The 14,937-nt window shown below is 67.6% G+C and carries 25 protein-coding genes; all 25 read left to right on the top strand.

Annotated features, from left to right (window positions below; translation table 11 throughout):
- Nucleotides 1-231: 231 nt before the first annotated feature.
- The 25 genes from tuf (at nt 232) to map (ending at nt 14,891) form a co-directional block, all read left to right on the top strand.
- Complete coding sequence (gene tuf / locus AB0B66_RS29700) at nt 232-1,425, top strand: elongation factor Tu (protein WP_360536139.1); 1,194 nt, start codon at nt 232-234, stop codon at nt 1,423-1,425.
- A 388-nt stretch (nt 1,426-1,813) separates the two neighbouring features.
- Entirely contained in the window at nt 1,814-2,122 is a 309-nt protein-coding gene (gene rpsJ, locus AB0B66_RS29705) for a 30S ribosomal protein S10 (RefSeq protein ID WP_007073037.1), read from the top strand.
- Nucleotides 2,123-2,133: 11 nt separating this feature from the next.
- Nucleotides 2,134-2,796 carry a 50S ribosomal protein L3 gene (gene rplC / locus AB0B66_RS29710; RefSeq protein WP_360536141.1) on the top strand — a complete coding sequence of 221 codons (663 nt, stop codon included), beginning with the start codon at nt 2,134-2,136 and terminating at the stop codon, nt 2,794-2,796.
- Nucleotides 2,793-3,437, top strand: coding sequence for a 50S ribosomal protein L4 (gene rplD / locus AB0B66_RS29715; protein ID WP_360536143.1), 645 nt, complete (start codon nt 2,793-2,795; stop codon nt 3,435-3,437). The genes rplC and rplD overlap by 4 nt, the downstream gene beginning before the upstream one ends.
- Entirely contained in the window at nt 3,434-3,736 is a 303-nt protein-coding gene (gene rplW / locus AB0B66_RS29720) for a 50S ribosomal protein L23 (protein ID WP_120317141.1), read from the top strand. Before rplD ends, rplW begins: the two co-directional genes overlap by 4 nt.
- A 13-nt stretch (nt 3,737-3,749) precedes the next feature.
- On the top strand, nt 3,750-4,589 hold the full coding sequence (gene rplB / locus AB0B66_RS29725; RefSeq protein WP_203692228.1) for a 50S ribosomal protein L2: 840 nt from the start codon (nt 3,750-3,752) through the stop codon (nt 4,587-4,589).
- A 16-nt stretch (nt 4,590-4,605) separates the two neighbouring features.
- Nucleotides 4,606-4,887: a 30S ribosomal protein S19 gene (gene rpsS, locus AB0B66_RS29730; RefSeq protein ID WP_120317139.1), complete on the top strand. Its 282-nt coding sequence runs from the start codon at nt 4,606-4,608 to the stop codon at nt 4,885-4,887.
- 36 nt (nt 4,888-4,923) lie between these two features.
- Nucleotides 4,924-5,397 (top strand): 50S ribosomal protein L22, encoded by a 474-nt coding sequence (gene rplV / locus AB0B66_RS29735; RefSeq protein ID WP_203692227.1) that lies wholly within the window; start codon nt 4,924-4,926, stop codon nt 5,395-5,397.
- Nucleotides 5,397-6,227, top strand: coding sequence for a 30S ribosomal protein S3 (gene rpsC, locus AB0B66_RS29740; RefSeq protein WP_166384871.1), 831 nt, complete (start codon nt 5,397-5,399; stop codon nt 6,225-6,227). Before rplV ends, rpsC begins: the two co-directional genes overlap by 1 nt.
- A gap of 3 nt (nt 6,228-6,230) precedes the next feature.
- Nucleotides 6,231-6,656 carry a 50S ribosomal protein L16 gene (gene rplP / locus AB0B66_RS29745; protein ID WP_203741717.1) on the top strand — a complete coding sequence of 142 codons (426 nt, stop codon included), beginning with the start codon at nt 6,231-6,233 and terminating at the stop codon, nt 6,654-6,656.
- Nucleotides 6,656-6,886 (top strand): 50S ribosomal protein L29, encoded by a 231-nt coding sequence (rpmC, locus tag AB0B66_RS29750; protein WP_120321522.1) that lies wholly within the window; start codon nt 6,656-6,658, stop codon nt 6,884-6,886. The genes rplP and rpmC overlap by 1 nt, the downstream gene beginning before the upstream one ends.
- A 5-nt stretch (nt 6,887-6,891) precedes the next feature.
- Complete coding sequence (gene rpsQ / locus AB0B66_RS29755; protein WP_203692225.1) at nt 6,892-7,170, top strand: 30S ribosomal protein S17; 279 nt, start codon at nt 6,892-6,894, stop codon at nt 7,168-7,170.
- Nucleotides 7,171-7,326: 156 nt separating this feature from the next.
- Nucleotides 7,327-7,695, top strand: coding sequence for a 50S ribosomal protein L14 (rplN, locus tag AB0B66_RS29760; protein WP_117226249.1), 369 nt, complete (start codon nt 7,327-7,329; stop codon nt 7,693-7,695).
- Nucleotides 7,692-8,009, top strand: coding sequence for a 50S ribosomal protein L24 (gene rplX / locus AB0B66_RS29765; protein WP_120317134.1), 318 nt, complete (start codon nt 7,692-7,694; stop codon nt 8,007-8,009). The genes rplN and rplX overlap by 4 nt, the downstream gene beginning before the upstream one ends.
- The gene (rplE, locus tag AB0B66_RS29770; RefSeq protein ID WP_360536147.1) at nt 8,009-8,578 is read left to right on the top strand and encodes a 50S ribosomal protein L5; all 570 of its coding nucleotides are present in this window, start codon (nt 8,009-8,011) and stop codon (nt 8,576-8,578) included. The genes rplX and rplE overlap by 1 nt, the downstream gene beginning before the upstream one ends.
- 4 nt (nt 8,579-8,582) lie before the next feature.
- Entirely contained in the window at nt 8,583-8,768 is a 186-nt protein-coding gene (locus AB0B66_RS29775) for a type Z 30S ribosomal protein S14 (RefSeq protein ID WP_120317132.1), read from the top strand.
- A 70-nt stretch (nt 8,769-8,838) separates the two neighbouring features.
- Entirely contained in the window at nt 8,839-9,246 is a 408-nt protein-coding gene (rpsH, locus tag AB0B66_RS29780) for a 30S ribosomal protein S8 (protein WP_120317131.1), read from the top strand.
- 12 nt (nt 9,247-9,258) lie between these two features.
- The gene (rplF, locus tag AB0B66_RS29785) at nt 9,259-9,810 is read left to right on the top strand and encodes a 50S ribosomal protein L6 (protein ID WP_360536150.1); all 552 of its coding nucleotides are present in this window, start codon (nt 9,259-9,261) and stop codon (nt 9,808-9,810) included.
- 8 nt (nt 9,811-9,818) lie between these two features.
- The gene (gene rplR / locus AB0B66_RS29790; protein ID WP_344350371.1) at nt 9,819-10,196 is read left to right on the top strand and encodes a 50S ribosomal protein L18; all 378 of its coding nucleotides are present in this window, start codon (nt 9,819-9,821) and stop codon (nt 10,194-10,196) included.
- A 17-nt stretch (nt 10,197-10,213) separates the two neighbouring features.
- Nucleotides 10,214-10,840, top strand: coding sequence for a 30S ribosomal protein S5 (rpsE, locus tag AB0B66_RS29795; protein ID WP_360536152.1), 627 nt, complete (start codon nt 10,214-10,216; stop codon nt 10,838-10,840).
- A gap of 2 nt (nt 10,841-10,842) precedes the next feature.
- Nucleotides 10,843-11,025 (top strand): 50S ribosomal protein L30, encoded by a 183-nt coding sequence (gene rpmD, locus AB0B66_RS29800; protein WP_120317127.1) that lies wholly within the window; start codon nt 10,843-10,845, stop codon nt 11,023-11,025.
- Complete coding sequence (gene rplO, locus AB0B66_RS29805; RefSeq protein WP_360536154.1) at nt 11,025-11,468, top strand: 50S ribosomal protein L15; 444 nt, start codon at nt 11,025-11,027, stop codon at nt 11,466-11,468. The genes rpmD and rplO overlap by 1 nt, the downstream gene beginning before the upstream one ends.
- 309 nt (nt 11,469-11,777) lie before the next feature.
- Nucleotides 11,778-13,106: a preprotein translocase subunit SecY gene (secY, locus tag AB0B66_RS29810; protein ID WP_360536156.1), complete on the top strand. Its 1,329-nt coding sequence runs from the start codon at nt 11,778-11,780 to the stop codon at nt 13,104-13,106.
- A gap of 70 nt (nt 13,107-13,176) precedes the next feature.
- Nucleotides 13,177-13,830: an adenylate kinase gene (locus tag AB0B66_RS29815; protein WP_360536158.1), complete on the top strand. Its 654-nt coding sequence runs from the start codon at nt 13,177-13,179 to the stop codon at nt 13,828-13,830.
- Nucleotides 13,831-14,066: 236 nt separating this feature from the next.
- Nucleotides 14,067-14,891 (top strand): type I methionyl aminopeptidase, encoded by an 825-nt coding sequence (map, locus tag AB0B66_RS29820; protein ID WP_360536160.1) that lies wholly within the window; start codon nt 14,067-14,069, stop codon nt 14,889-14,891.
- Nucleotides 14,892-14,937: the final 46 nt, after the last annotated feature.

A 14,937-nucleotide genomic window follows, 5' to 3' on the forward strand; every position in this document is an offset into this window, starting at 1 on the left:
AAACCCCCACCCCCCGGCCGCTCCCCCCATCCCGGTCCATCTAATTACATTCACCCGCCCCGGGGGGGGGGGGGGGGCGGGGGCGCCCCCCCCCCCCCCCCCCCCCCCCACGGCTGAGTTCTCCACGGTCTCAGCACAGCAAGGAAGCGCCGGCGACCCCGGCGGGCAAAGGTCCTAAGCGCCAGTCGGCGCCGTCGGGCGAACGAACCAACAGTCCACAGGAGGACACCAGTGGCGAAGGCGAAGTTCGAGCGGACTAAGCCGCACGTCAACATCGGCACCATTGGTCACATCGACCACGGTAAGACGACGCTGACGGCGGCCATCACTAAGGTCCTGCACGACAAGTTCCCGGCACTCAACCCGTACACCCCGTTCGACGAGATCGACAAGGCGCCGGAGGAGAAGGCTCGTGGTATCACGATCTCCATCGCGCACGTCGAGTACCAGACGGAGAACCGGCACTACGCGCACGTTGACTGCCCGGGTCACGCTGACTACATCAAGAACATGATCACCGGTGCCGCCCAGATGGACGGCGCCATCCTGGTGGTCGCCGCTACCGACGGCCCCATGCCGCAGACCCGCGAGCACGTGCTGCTCGCCCGTCAGGTCGGCGTGCCCTACATCGTCGTGGCGCTCAACAAGAGCGACATGGTCGACGATGAGGAGCTGCTGGAGCTGGTCGAGCTCGAGATCCGCGAGCTGCTGTCGGCGCAGGAGTACCCGGGTGACGACCTGCCGGTCGTCCGGGTTTCCGCGCTGAAGGCGCTCGAGGGCGACCCGAAGTGGTCCGACGCGCTCATGGGCCTGATGGACGCGGTCGACTCCGCGATCCCGCAGCCCGAGCGTGAGGTCGACAAGCCGTTCCTCATGCCGATCGAGGACGTTTTCACGATCACCGGTCGTGGCACCGTCGTCACCGGTCGCGCCGAGCGCGGCATCCTCAAGCCGAACGAGGAGGTCGAGATCGTCGGTATTCGCGAGAAGTCGATGAAGACCACCTGCACCGGCATCGAGATGTTCCGCAAGCTGCTCGACGAGGCCCGCGCGGGCGAGAACGTCGGTCTGCTGCTGCGTGGCATCAAGCGCGAGGACGTCGAGCGCGGCATGGTCGTGGTCAAGCCCGGCACGACCACCCCGCACACGGAGTTCGAGGCGTCGGTCTACATCCTCTCCAAGGAGGAGGGTGGCCGTCACACCCCGTTCTTCCAGAACTACCGGCCGCAGTTCTACTTCCGCACCACCGACGTCACCGGTGTCGTCACGCTGCCCGAGGGCACCGAGATGGTCATGCCCGGCGACAACGTCGAGATGTCCGTGAAGCTCATCCAGCCGATCGCCATGGAGGAGACCCTCCGCTTCGCGATCCGCGAGGGTGGCCGCACGGTCGGTGCCGGCCGAGTCACCAAGATCACCAAGTGATCTACGCGGGCGCCCCGCTCTCGGGTGGGGCGCCCGCACCTTTACATGTACGCAGGTCGGGCCTGTTTTAGTGAGCCCCGGCACCCTGATTTCACAATGCCGTACCCGATACGGCATAATGAACAGGTTGCGTTGCGACCGGTCGCGCCCAGAGCAGCTTCGAGTTGCGCCGGGTGTGCCGGGTCGCGTGACGTGGGGGTCTTCGGGCCTCTGACGTGAAGCTCCTGTGATCGGGCGTGATGCCCGTTGAGCCAAGGCAAATGACCTTTTAATAGGGAATCAGTCTGGTTCAGCGCGCGACACGCCCGACCGCGGGGGTCGGACAGGGGGCAGGCCCCACCGTCTGCCGCCGCAGGTAGCGGCTTGAGAGAAGGAAACAGAAGCCACCATGGCGGGACAGAAGATCCGCATCCGGCTCAAGGCCTACGACCACGAGGTCGTCGATTCCTCGGCACGGAAGATCGTCGAGACGGTGACCCGTACGGGTGCGCAGGTCGCAGGGCCGGTGCCACTGCCCACGGAGATCAACCGTTTCTGCGTGATCCGTTCGCCGCACAAGTACAAGGACTCGCGCGAGCACTTCGAGATGCGCACGCACAAGCGTCTGATCGACATCATCGACCCGACCCCGAAGACGGTCGACTCGCTCATGCGACTCGATCTGCCGGCTGGCGTCGACATCGAGATCAAGCTGTAGGGACCGGACTGATGGACAGGCAAGTTAAGGGCATCCTGGGCGCCAAGCTCGGCATGACTCAGGTCTGGGACAACAACAAAGTCGTCCCCGTGACCGTGGTGCAGGCCGGCCCGTGCGTCGTCACCCAGGTTCGTACCACCGAGAAGGACGGCTACCAGGCCGTTCAGCTGGCTTTCGGCGCGATCAACCCGCGCAAGGTGAGCCAGCCCAAGGCGGGCCACTTCGCCAAGGCGAACGTCGCCCCCCGCCGGCACATCGTCGAGCTGCGCACCACTGACGCGGACTCGTACGAGCTCGGCCAGGAGGTCACCGTCGACACGTTCGCGGCCGGACAGGCCATCGACGTGACCGGCAAGACCAAGGGCAAGGGCTTCGCCGGTGTCATGAAGCGCCACGGCTTCCACGGCCTCAAGGCCAGCCACGGTGTCGAGCGCAAGCACCGCTCGCCCGGTTCGATCGGCGCTTGCGCCACGCCGGGTCGTGTGTTCAAGGGCGTCCGCATGGCGGGCCGCATGGGTGGCGTGCGCTACACCGCGCCCGGCCTCACCGTGCACGCCGTGGACACCGAGAACAACCTGCTGCTCGTGAAGGGCGCCATCCCGGGCCCGAAGGGTGCGCTGGTGCTCGTTCGCACCGCCGCCAAGACGAAGAAGAAGGGTGGTGCCGCGAAGTGACCACGGTTGACGTGATCAGCGCCGAGGGCGCCAAGAGCGGCTCGGTCGAGCTGCCCGCCGACATCTTCGACGTGCAGGCGAACATCTCGCTGATGCACCAGGTCGTGGTGGCCCAGCTGGCCGCCGCGCGCCAGGGCACGCACAAGGCGAAGAGCCGCGGCGAGGTCGCCGGTGGCGGCAAGAAGCCGTACAAGCAGAAGGGCACCGGTCGCGCCCGTCAGGGCTCGATCCGCGCGCCGCAGTTCGCCGGCGGTGGCGTGGTCCACGGCCCGGTGCCGCGTGACTACAGCCAGCGGACCCCGAAGAAGATGAAGGCCGCCGCCCTGCGTGGCGCCCTGTCGGACCGGGCCCGCAACGGCGTGCTGTTCGTGGTCGACGCGTTCGTGGCCGGCGAGACGCCGTCGACGAAGGCCGCCCTCGCGACGGTCCAGAAGGTCGCGGGCGACGCCCGCCGCGTGCTGGTCGTGCTGGGCGCCAACGACGAGATCAACTGGGTGAGCCTGCGCAACCTGCCGCAGGTGCACCTGATCGAGGCCGGGCAGCTCAACACGTACGACGTGCTCGTCAGCGACGCGGTGGTCTTCACCACCGAGGCGCTGGAGGAGTTCCTGGGCGTGCCCGCTGAGGAGGGTTCCAAGTGACGACGATTGCCGACCCGCGCGACATCATCGTCGCTCCGGTGGTCTCGGAGAAGAGCTACGGCGAGCTCAACCGCAACTGGTACACCTTCCTGGTGCACCCGGACGCGAACAAGACCGAAATCAAGATCGCTATTCAGCAGATCTTCAATGTTCGGGTGCTGACCGTGAACACGCTCAACCGTGAGGGCAAGCGCAAGCGCACCCGCACCGGCTGGGGTCAGCGCAAGGCGACGAAGCGCGCGATGGTGAAGCTCGCCGAAGGCGACCGCATCGAAGCCTTCGGCGGACCGGTGAGCTGAGGGGTATAAGACAATGGGTATCCGTAAGTACAAGCCGACGACGCCCGGTCGCCGTGGCTCCAGCGTCGCCGACTTCACCGAGGTCACCCGGTCGACGCCGGAGAAGTCGCTCGTCGTTCCGCTGCCGAAGAAGGGCGGCCGTAACGTTCACGGCCGTATCACCACGCGGCACCAGGGCGGCGGCCACAAGCGTCAGTACCGTCTGATCGACTTCACCCGGGTGGGCAAGGACGGCGTGCCGGCCAAGGTCGCGCACATCGAGTACGACCCCAACCGCACCGCGCGCATCGCGCTGCTGCACTACGTCGACGGCGAGAAGCGCTACATCGTCGCGCCGAAGGACCTGAAGCAGGGCGACCTGGTCGAGTCCGGCCCCGGCGCCGACATCAAGCCGGGCAACAACCTGCCGCTGCGCAACATCCCGGTCGGTACGACCGTGCACTGCGTGGAGCTGCGTCCGGGTGGCGGCGCCAAGCTGGCCCGCTCGGCCGGTGTCGGCATCCAGCTGCTGGGCCGCGAGGAGGACTACGCCACGCTGCGTATGCCTTCGGGCGAGATCCGCAAGGTGGACGTCCGCTGCCGCGCGACGGTCGGCGAGATCGGCAACGCCGAGCAGTCGAACATCAACTGGGGCAAGGCCGGTCGTATGCGGTGGAAGGGCAAGCGCCCGACCGTCCGTGGTGTCGCCATGAACCCGGTCGACCACCCGCACGGTGGTGGTGAGGGTAAGACCTCCGGTGGTCGCCACCCGGTGAACCCGAAGGGCAAGCCCGAGGGTCGCACCCGCCGCAAGGGCCAGGCGAGCGACAAGCTGATCGTCCGCCGCCGCTACGCCACCCGCAAGCGCGGGTAATAGGGAGAGCTGACAGATGCCTCGCAGCCTGAAGAAGGGCCCCTTCATCGACGACCACCTGCTCAAGAAGGTGGAAGTGCAGAACGAGAAGGGCACCAAGAACGTCATCAAGACCTGGTCGCGGCGTTCGACGATCATCCCGGACATGCTGGGTCACACGATCGCCGTGCACGACGGGCGCAAGCACGTCCCGGTGTTCGTGTCGGAGGCGATGGTCGGGCACAAGCTCGGCGAGTTCGCACTGACCCGGACGTTCAAGGGTCACGAGAAGGACGACCGGAAGAGCCGTCGCCGCTGACGCGGCGGACCGTAATAAGGATTTAGGGGAAACACGATGCCTACGAATGACGCGCAGGCCGCGCCGGGCGCCCGTGCGGTCGCCCGCCACGTGCGCCTGTCCGCCACCAAGGCGCGCCGTGTGGTCAACCTCGTCCGCGGTCTGCCCGCGAAGGAGGCACTGACGGTGCTGCAGTTCGCGCCGCAGGCGGCGAGCGAGCCGGTCTACAAGGTGCTGGCCAGCGCCATCGCCAACGCTGAGAACAACGAGCGTCTCGACCCGGACGCGCTGCTGGTCAGCGCCGCCTACGTGGACGAGGGCCCGACGCTGAAGCGGTTCCGGCCGCGGGCGCAGGGCCGGGCGTACCGGATCCGCAAGCGCACCTGCCACATCACCGTCGAGGTGGAGGCAGTCGCGCCGAAGGCGCCGGTCCGCAAGGCCACCGCCGCCGCGAAGGCGACGCCGGCCAAGGCCACCAAGGCCGCCGCGAAGCCCGAGGTTGAGGCCGCCGAGCAGGAGGAGACCAAGTAATGGGTCAGAAAGTCCACCCGATTGGGTTCCGGCTCGGCATCTCGACCGACTGGAAGTCCCGCTGGTACGCCGACAAGCTCTACAAGGACTACATCGGCGAGGACGTCGCGATCCGCCGCATGATGGCCAAGGGCCTCGAGCGCGCCGGTATCTCGAAGGTCGAGATCGAGCGCACCCGTGACAAGGTCCGCATCGACATCCACACCGCCCGGCCGGGCATCGTCATCGGCCGTAAGGGTGCGGAGGCCGAGCGCCTGCGCGGCGAGCTCGAGAAGCTCACCAAGAAGCAGGTCCAGCTGAACATCCTCGAGGTCAAGAACCCCGAGTCGGACGCTCAGCTGGTCTCGCAGGGCATCGCCGAGCAGCTCTCGGGCCGCGTGGCGTTCCGCCGGGCGATGCGCAAGGCGATCCAGTCGGCCATGAAGAACCCCATGGTCAAGGGCATCCGGGTGCAGGTCTCGGGCCGCCTCGGCGGCGCTGAGATGAGCCGCACGGAGTTCTACCGTGAGGGTCGCGTGCCGCTGCACACGCTGCGCGCCAACATCGAGTACGGCTTCTTCGAGGCCCGTACGACCTTCGGCCGCATCGGCGTGAAGGTCTGGATCTACAAGGGTGACGCCGTGCCGGGTCGCGAGACCCCGGCCGAGGCCCCGGGCCGCCAGCGCCGTGAAGGCCGTGGCGGCGAGCGGTCCGAGCGACCGCGCCGTGGCCGTTCGGGTGCCACCGGCACGACCGGTGCAGGCACCGAGGCCGGCCGTGCGGCCGCCGCGGAGCTCACCAAGGACAGCGCCGACGTGGCTCCGGCCGCGCCGGTTGAGCAGGAGGGCTGAACAATGCTGATGCCGCGTAAGCCTCCGAATGGCTTCCGCAAGCCGCATCACCCTGACCGTTCCGGTCGGAGCAAGGGCGGCAACCGGGTGGTGTTCGGCGAGTTCGGCATTCAGGCGCTCGAGCCGGCGTACGTGACCAACCGGCAGATCGAGTCGGCGCGTATCGCCATGACCCGTCACATCCGTCGTGGTGGCAAGGTCTGGATCACGGTCTTCCCGGACCAGGCCCTGACCAAGAAGCCCGCCGAGACCCGCATGGGTTCCGGTAAGGGCTCGCCCGAGTGGTGGGTGGCGAACGTCAAGCCGGGTCGCATTCTCTTCGAGATGGCGTTCCCGAACGAGGAGACTGCTCGTGAGGCCATGCGCCGCGCGATCCACAAGCTCCCGATGAAGTGCCGAATCGTGAAGCGCGAAGTGGGTGAGGCGTGATGGCAGCCGGTACCAAGGCGGCCGAGCTGCGCGAGAGTTCCTCCGAGGAACTGGTCGCGAAGCTGCGGGAGGCCAAGGCGGAGCTGTTCAACCTCCGCGTCCAGGGTGCGACCGGCCAGCTCGACAACAACCGTCGGCTGGATGTGGTCCGTCGCGAGATCGCCCGGATCTACACGATCATGCGCGAGCGTGAGCTGGGGCTCTCGGCCGCGCCTACTGAGGTGGCGTAGGGAACATGAGCGAGACCAACGAGAACGCAGTCGAGCGGAACCGGCGTAAGGTACGCGAGGGTCTGGTCGTCAGCGACAAGATGGACAAGACCGTCGTCGTGGCGGTCGAGGACCGGGTCAAGCACTCGCTGTACGGCAAGGTTCTCCGCCGGACCAGCAAGCTGAAGGCGCACGACGAGCAGAACGCGTGCGGCATCGGCGACCGGGTGCTGCTCATGGAGACCCGCCCGCTGTCCGCCACCAAGCGGTGGCGGGTCGTGGAGATCCTCGAGAAGGCCAAGTGACCCTGCCTCCGGCAGGTTCGCCGGCCGCCTAGCGGCCGAGAAGTTCAGATAACCGTCCGGTTCGCCCAGCAGGGCGTTCCGGGTGGTTCGAGTTCCGCCAGGCTCCGCCCGCCCTGACCGGGCGGGCGGAGAACCGGCAGACATACAGGAGTTGACGTGATCCAGCAGGAGTCGCGACTGCGAGTCGCCGACAACACGGGTGCCCGGGAGATTCTGTGCATCCGCGTTCTCGGTGGTTCGGGTCGGCGCTACGCGAGCATCGGCGACGTCATCGTGGCCACCGTCAAGGACGCCATCCCCGGTGCCGGTGTGAAGAAGGGTGACGTCGTCAAGGCGGTCATCGTTCGCACCGTCAAGGAGCGGCGCCGTCCCGACGGCTCGTACATCCGCTTCGACGAGAACGCCGCCGTCATCATCAAGGACGGCGGGGACCCGCGCGGCACCCGTATCTTCGGCCCGGTTGGCCGTGAGCTGCGGGACAAGCGCTTCATGAAGATCATTAGCCTTGCCCCGGAGGTGTTGTGACCATGAAGGTCAAGAAGGGCGACAAGGTCAAGGTCATCGCCGGCAAGGACAAGGGCAAGGAGGGTACGGTCATCGCGGCCTACCCCCGGACCGAGAAGATCCTGGTCGAGGGCGTTAACCGGATCACCAAGCACGAGAAGATCCGTACCACCCAGCGTGGCGCCAAGACCGGCGGCATCATCACCCAGGAGGCGCCCATCCACGTCTCCAACGTGATGGTCGTCGAGGACGGCAAGCCCGTCCGGGTCGGCTACAAGATCGACGAGAACGGCGTGAAGACTCGCGTCTCCCGTCGCACCGGCAAGGAGCTGTGATGACGACGGCGACCGAGACCAAGACCATGCCTCGTCTCAAGGAGCGTTACCGCGCCGAGGTTGCGGGCCAGCTGCGCGAGCAGTTCGGCTTCGCCAACCCGATGCAGGTGCCGGGCCTGGTGAAGATCGTGGTCAACATGGGCGTCGGCGAGGCGGCCCGTGACTCGAAGAAGATCGACGGTGCGGTCCGCGACCTCACCGCGATCACCGGCCAGAAGCCGCTGATCCGCAAGGCCACCAAGTCCATCGCGCAGTTCAAGCTGCGTGAGGGCATGCCGATCGGCGCGAAGGTGACCCTGCGCGGCGACCGGATGTGGGAGTTCCTGGACCGGCTGCTTTCGATCGCGCTGCCGCGTATCCGCGACTTCCGCGGTCTGGACGGGCGCAAGCTCGACGGTCACGGCAACTACACCTTCGGTCTGACTGAGCAGTCGGTCTTCCACGAGATCGACCAGGACAAGATCGATGCGGTCCGGGGCATGGACATCACGCTCGTGACCACCGCCAAGACCGACGATGAGGGCCGGGCGCTGCTCAAGCTCCTGGGCTTCCCGTTCAAGGAGAACTGAGCACATGGCCAAGAAGGCGCTGATCATCAAGGCTGCGGCCAAGCCGAAGTTCGCGGTGCGCGCGTACACCCGGTGCCAGAAGTGCGGCCGGCCGAAGGCCGTCTACCGCAAGTTCGGGCTCTGCCGGGTTTGTGTTCGGGACATGGCTCACAAGGGTGAGCTCCCCGGCGTGTCCAAGGCTTCCTGGTAAATCCAAGGCTTCCCCTTCGCCGTAGGCCCGGTGTGACACCGGGAACCGCGGCGAGAAAGGCTGATAAACAATGACGATGACCGACCCGATTGCAGACATGCTCACGCGTCTGCGCAACGCCAACCAGGCGTACCACGACCGGGTGGCGATGCCCTACTCGAAGATCAAGGCGAACGTCGCCGAGGTTCTCAAGGCCGAGGGCTACATCGCCGCCTGGGCTGTCGAGGAGCCCGCCGAGGGTGCCGTCGGCAAGAGCCTGATCGTCGAACTGAAGTTCGGCCCGAACCGGGAGCGGAGCCTGGCCGGCATCCGGCGTGTCTCCAAGCCCGGCCTGCGGGTTTACGCCAAGTCCCCGGAGCTGCCGCGTGTTCTCGGCGGTCTGGGTGTGGCGATTATTTCGACGTCTCAGGGGCTGCTCACCGACCGGCAGGCCCGTAAGCGCGGGGTGGGCGGGGAAGTCCTCGCCTACGTCTGGTGAGGAAGGTCTGCAATGTCGCGAATCGGACGTAAGCCGATCCCGGTGCCTTCCGGCGTCGAGATCACCATCGATGGCCAGACCGTCAAGGTCAAGGGCCCCAAGGGCACGCTCGAGCACACGCTCAGCGAGCCGATCATCGCGGAGCGCGGTGAGAGCGGCGAGCTGCTCGTCACCCGCCCGAACGATGAGCGTCGTGCCAAGGAGCTGCACGGTCTCTCCCGTACCCTGGTCGCCAACATGATCGTCGGCGTCACCGAGGGCTACAAGAAGAGCCTGGAGATCAACGGCACCGGTTACCGTGTCACGGCCAAGGGCGCCGACCTGGAGTTCGCTCTCGGGTTCTCGCACCCGGTCGTGGTGCAGCCGCGGGAGGGCATCACCTTCACGGTGGAGCGGCCGACGCTGTTCCACATCACCGGCATCGACAAGCAGCTTGTCGGCGAGGTTGCCGCCAACATCCGGAAGATCCGCCCGCCGGAGCCCTACAAGGGCAAGGGTGTCAAGTACCAGGGCGAGGTCATCCGCCGTAAGGCCGGTAAGGCTGGAAAGGCAGGTAAGAAGTGACCGCCACGCTGCTCAAGCGCCGCAACGGCGTCGCCGCCAAGCGGGCCGTCGGCAAGGCGCGTCGGCACTTCCGCATCCGCCGGAACCTCAGCGGCACTGCCGAGCGCCCCCGCCTGGTCGTCACCCGCACGCTGCGCCACATCTGGGTTCAGATCGTGGACGACACCAAGGGTCACACCGTGGTGTCCGCCTCGAGCATGGACGCCTCGATCAAGGGCGCCGAGGGCGACAAGAGCGCCATCGCCGGCAAGGTGGGCGCTCTGCTCGCCGACCGGGCGAAGGCCGCCGGAATCACCAAGGTCGTCTTCGACCGCGGTGGCAACCGCTACGCGGGCCGCATCGCGGCTCTGGCGGATGCCGCACGCGGTGCTGGACTCGAGTTCTAGGAAAGGTGGCTGGGATAATGCCAGGACCACAACGCCGGGGCACGGGTTCCGGTAACACTGAGGGCGGCGACCGCGGTGGTCGCGAGCGCCGTGGCCGCGGCGACGGTCGCGGCAACGCGCCCGTCGAGAAGACCCCGCACCTCGAGCGCGTCGTCACGATCAACCGTGTCGCCAAGGTCGTCAAGGGCGGTCGGCGCTTCAGCTTCACCGCGCTGGTGATCGTCGGCGACGGCGAGGGCAACGTCGGCGTCGGCTACGGCAAGGCCAAGGAGGTGCCCGCGGCGATCGCCAAGGGTGTCGAGGAGGCCAAGAAGCACTTCTTCCGGGTTCCCCGGATCGGCTCCACCATCCCGCACCCGGTGCAGGGTGAGGCGGCGGCCGGTGTGGTGCTGCTCAAGCCGGCCAGCGCCGGTACGGGTGTCATCGCCGGCGGCCCGGTGCGTGCCGTGCTGGAGTGCGTGGGCATCCACGACGTGCTGTCGAAGAGCCTCGGCTCCTCGAACCCGATCAACATCGTGCACGCCACGGTCGCCGCGCTGAAGATGCTGGAGTCCCCGGAGGCCATCGCGGCTCGCCGCGGGCTGCCGGTCGAGGACGTCGCGCCGGCCGCGCTGCTGGCCGCGCGTGCGGGAGCGGGTGCGTAACCATGGCACGTTTGAAGGTCACCCAGTTGCGGTCCGACATCGGGCGCAAGCGCAACCAGCGCGAGTCGCTGCGTTCGCTCGGGCTCAAGCGGATCAACGACGTGGTGGTGAAAGAGGACCGTCCCGAGATTCGGGGCATGATCTTCGCGGTCAGCCACCTCGTGAAGGTCGAGGAGGTTGAGTAATGACGATCAAGATCCACCACCTCCGCCCGGCGCCCGGTGCCAAGACCGCCAAGACCCGTGTGGGTCGTGGTGAGGGCTCCAAGGGCAAGACCGCCGGTCGCGGTACCAAGGGTACGAAGGCCCGTTACCAGGTGAAGCCGTCGTTCGAGGGTGGGCAGATGCCTATCCACATGCGGCTTCCGAAGATGAAGGGCTTCCGGAACAAGTTCAAGGTCGTGTTCCAGGTCGTGAACCTGGACCGGCTCGCCGAGCTGTTCCCCAACGGCGGCCAGGTCGGCCCGCTGGAGCTGGCCGAGGCCGGTGCCGTCCGCAAGGGCCACCCGGTCAAGGTGCTCGGCACCGGCGAGCTGGGCGGCGTGAAGCTCCAGGTGTCGGCGCACGGTTTCAGCGCCTCCGCCAAGGAGAAGATCGCCGCTGCCGGCGGCTCCGTGACGGAGCTGTAAGTACAGTCGCAGACGTGGCGCCCGACCGACCTAGGTCGGGCGCCACGCTCGGCTTCCGGCCTTTCTGGGCAAGACGCAGGTCGTCGCCACTGGGCACGAGCGCTGCCAAGGCCTAGGCTGGCACAGATATGTGCCGTGCAGACCTGACCATTGAGGGTCGGGACTGTTAGAGTCCGATCCCAGCTACGCGTAAACTGCGCGTGGCGCGGTGAAGGCCGACCGTAACGGTCACGGCTCGCACCACACACCCAGTCACGCCCCTTTACACGACAGCCACCGGCCCCCGGTGCCGCGCGCAGGAGGAAGAAGTTGCTCTCCGCTTTTGTCAGTGCGTTCAAGACGCCTGACCTGCGCAAGAAGATTCTGTTCACGCTCGGGATCATCGCGCTCTATCGCCTCGGTGCCACGCTGCCCAGCCCCGGTGTCTCGTACGGGAACGTGCAGAAGTGCATCACCGCCATGGAGTCGGGTGCCGAGAACGGCGTCTTCACGCTCCTTAACCTCTTCTCCGGCGGCGCTCTGCTGTCCCTGTCGGTCTTCGCGCTGGGCATCATGCCGTACATCACGGCGTCGATCATCCTGCAGCTGCTCACCGTGGTCATCCCGCGCCTGGAGCAGCTTCGCAAGGAGGGCCAGTCCGGCCAGGCGAAGATCACCCAGTACACCCGCTACCTGACCCTGGGCCTCGCCGTCCTGCAGTCCTCGGCCTTCGTGGCCCTGGCGCGCTCCGGCCAGCTGTTCCAGGGCGCGTGCGACGCGTTCCCGATCGTGCCGAACACCCAGATGCCGCAGTGGGTCACGCTGACCGCGCTGGTCGTCACCATGACCGCCGGCACCGGCGTCGTGATGTGGCTCGGCGAGCTCATCACCGACCGCGGTGTGGGCAACGGCATGTCCGTCCTGATCTTCACCTCCATCGCCGCCCGCCTTCCCAGTGAGGGCTGGCAGCTCAAGGAGTCCAAGGGCTGGTGGGGCTTCGTCGGCGTGCTGGCGCTCGTCGTCGTGGTCATCGCGCTGGTGGTGTACATCGAGCAGGCGCAGCGCCGCATCCCGGTGCAGTACGCCAAGCGCATGGTCGGCCGGCGCATGTACGGCGGCACCTCGACCTACATCCCGCTGAAGGTCAACCAGGCGGGTGTCATCCCGGTCATCTTCGCGTCCTCGCTGCTCTACCTGCCCACGCTGGCCCTGCAGTTCATGGACCAGAACAACCCGGGCGCGGTGCAGATCTGGCTGCGTGACTACCTGACCGTCCCCAGCAAGTGGAGCTACATCCTGCTCTACTTCCTGATGATCATCTTCTTCACGTACTTCTACGTCTCGATCACGTTCAACCCGACCGAGATCGCGGACAACATGAAGAAGTACGGCGGCTTCGTGCCGGGTATCCGGCCGGGCAAGCCCACCGCCGACTACCTCGACTTCATCCTGAGCCGGATCACCCTGCCGGGCGCGCTCTACCTCGGCATCATCGCGATCCTGCCGAACCTGTTCTTCATCTGGCTCGACTCCCAGGCCTACCAGAACTTCCCCTTCGGCGGCACCGCGGTGCTGATCATGGTGGGCGTGGGTCTGGAGACGGTCAAGCAGATCGAGAGCCAGCTCATGCAGCGCAGCTACGAGGGATTCCTTCGGTGAGCAAGCGGGCGCAGCGGATCGGCGGCGCGTTCTCGCGCCGCCGGTTCGCCGGTTTTGGAGGGGTGTCACGATGAGGCTGGTGCTGGTGGGTCCGCCCGGCGCGGGCAAGGGGACGCAGGCGGAGTTCATCGCCTCGCACCTGTCCGTGCCCAAGATCTCGACGGGTGACATCTTCCGGGCCAACGTCTCGCAGGGCACCCCGCTCGGCCTGGAGGCCAAGCGCTACATGGACGCGGGCGGCCTGGTGCCGGACGAGGTCACCATCAACATGGTGCGCAGCCGGCTCGCCGAGCCGGACGCCGCCGACGGTTTCCTGCTCGACGGCTTCCCGCGCACCGTGCCCCAGGCCGTGGCGCTGGACAAGATGCTGGCCGACACGGGCGCGAACCTGGACCTGGTGCTGGAGCTCATCGTCGACAACGACGAGGTCATCCGGCGGCTGTCCGGTCGGCGCACCTGCCACGGCTGCGGCAAGATCTGGCACATCGAGTTCGACGCGTCGAGCCGTGAGGGACTCTGCGACCGCTGCGGCGGCGAGCTCTACCAGCGCGACGACGACAAGGCCGAGACGATCGCGGAGCGGCTGAAGGTGTACGCCCGCGACACCGCCCCCCTGGTCGACCACTACGGCGCGCAGGGCCGCCTGGTCGGGATCGACGCCACCGGGCCGGTGGAGGACGTCACCGAGCGGGCCATCAACGAGCTGCGCTCGTTCAGCGCGTAGCATTGCCTGGCGTTCGGCGGTGGGGCCGGCGCCTGCAGGGATCATGACCGCTCCTGCTGTACACGCGATGACCGATCCCGGTCGGGTGCGTGTCGGCGGGGCGGCGGGCTGCCGCCGTCAGCGCGACGGCGGGCGGCTCGTCCCGCGGACATGAGGCGACGAAAGCGCCGGACGGTCCCCGCCGGGCAGGAAACGCCCGGTGCGACCGATCCGGCGGGGGAAGGCGACGGCCGAGCATGGACATCGAGATCAAGACGCCGGAGCAGCTGCACCTGATGCGCGCTGCCGGGCTCGTGGTGGCGGCGGCGCTGGCCGCGGCCCGCGATGCGGTCAAGCCCGGGGTCAGCACCGCGGAGCTGGACGCCGTCGCCGAGGACGTGATCCGGTCGCACGGCGCCATCCCGTCGTTCAAGGGCTACCACGGCTTTCCGGGGACCATCTGCTCGTCGGTGAACGAGCAGATCGTGCACACCATTCCGAACCCCAAGCACGTGCTGGCCGAGGGTGACCTGATCTCCATCGACTGCGGGGCCATCCTGAACGGCTGGCACGGCGACGCCGCCATCACCGTCGGCGTGGGGGAGACCCGCCCGGACCTGCTGCGCATGGCCGAGGTGGCCGAGGACTCGATGTGGGCCGGCATCGCCGCCGCGGCGCGCGGGGTGCGTTCGGGCACCGGACGGCTGACCGACATCTCGTGGGCCGTGGAGTCGGCGGTGCGCAAGGCGCCCCGCAAGTACGGCATCGTCAAGGGGTACGGCGGCCACGGCATCGGCACGGCCATGCATCAGGAGCCGCACATCCACAACCACGGCCGCCCCGGCCGCGGCCCGCAGCTGGTCCCGGGCATGGCCCTGGCCATCGAGCCGATGATCACGATGGGCTCCGCCCGCACCGCCGAGCTGAACGACGGCTGGACCGTCGTCACCACGGACGGCTCCCACGCCGCGCACGTCGAGCACTCCATCGGCCTGTTCGAGGACGGCGTCTGGGTCCTCACCGCCCCCGACGGCGGCCGCGCCCGCCTCGGCGACCTGCTGACCTCCTCCGCCACCGCCTGACCCTGTGGGGTTCGACACTCCCGGCCGCGGGGGTCGGGGGGTGGTT

The organism is Catellatospora sp. NPDC049111 (assembly GCF_040648615.1).
Classification (GTDB): Bacteria; Actinomycetota; Actinomycetes; order Mycobacteriales; family Micromonosporaceae; genus Catellatospora; species Catellatospora aurea.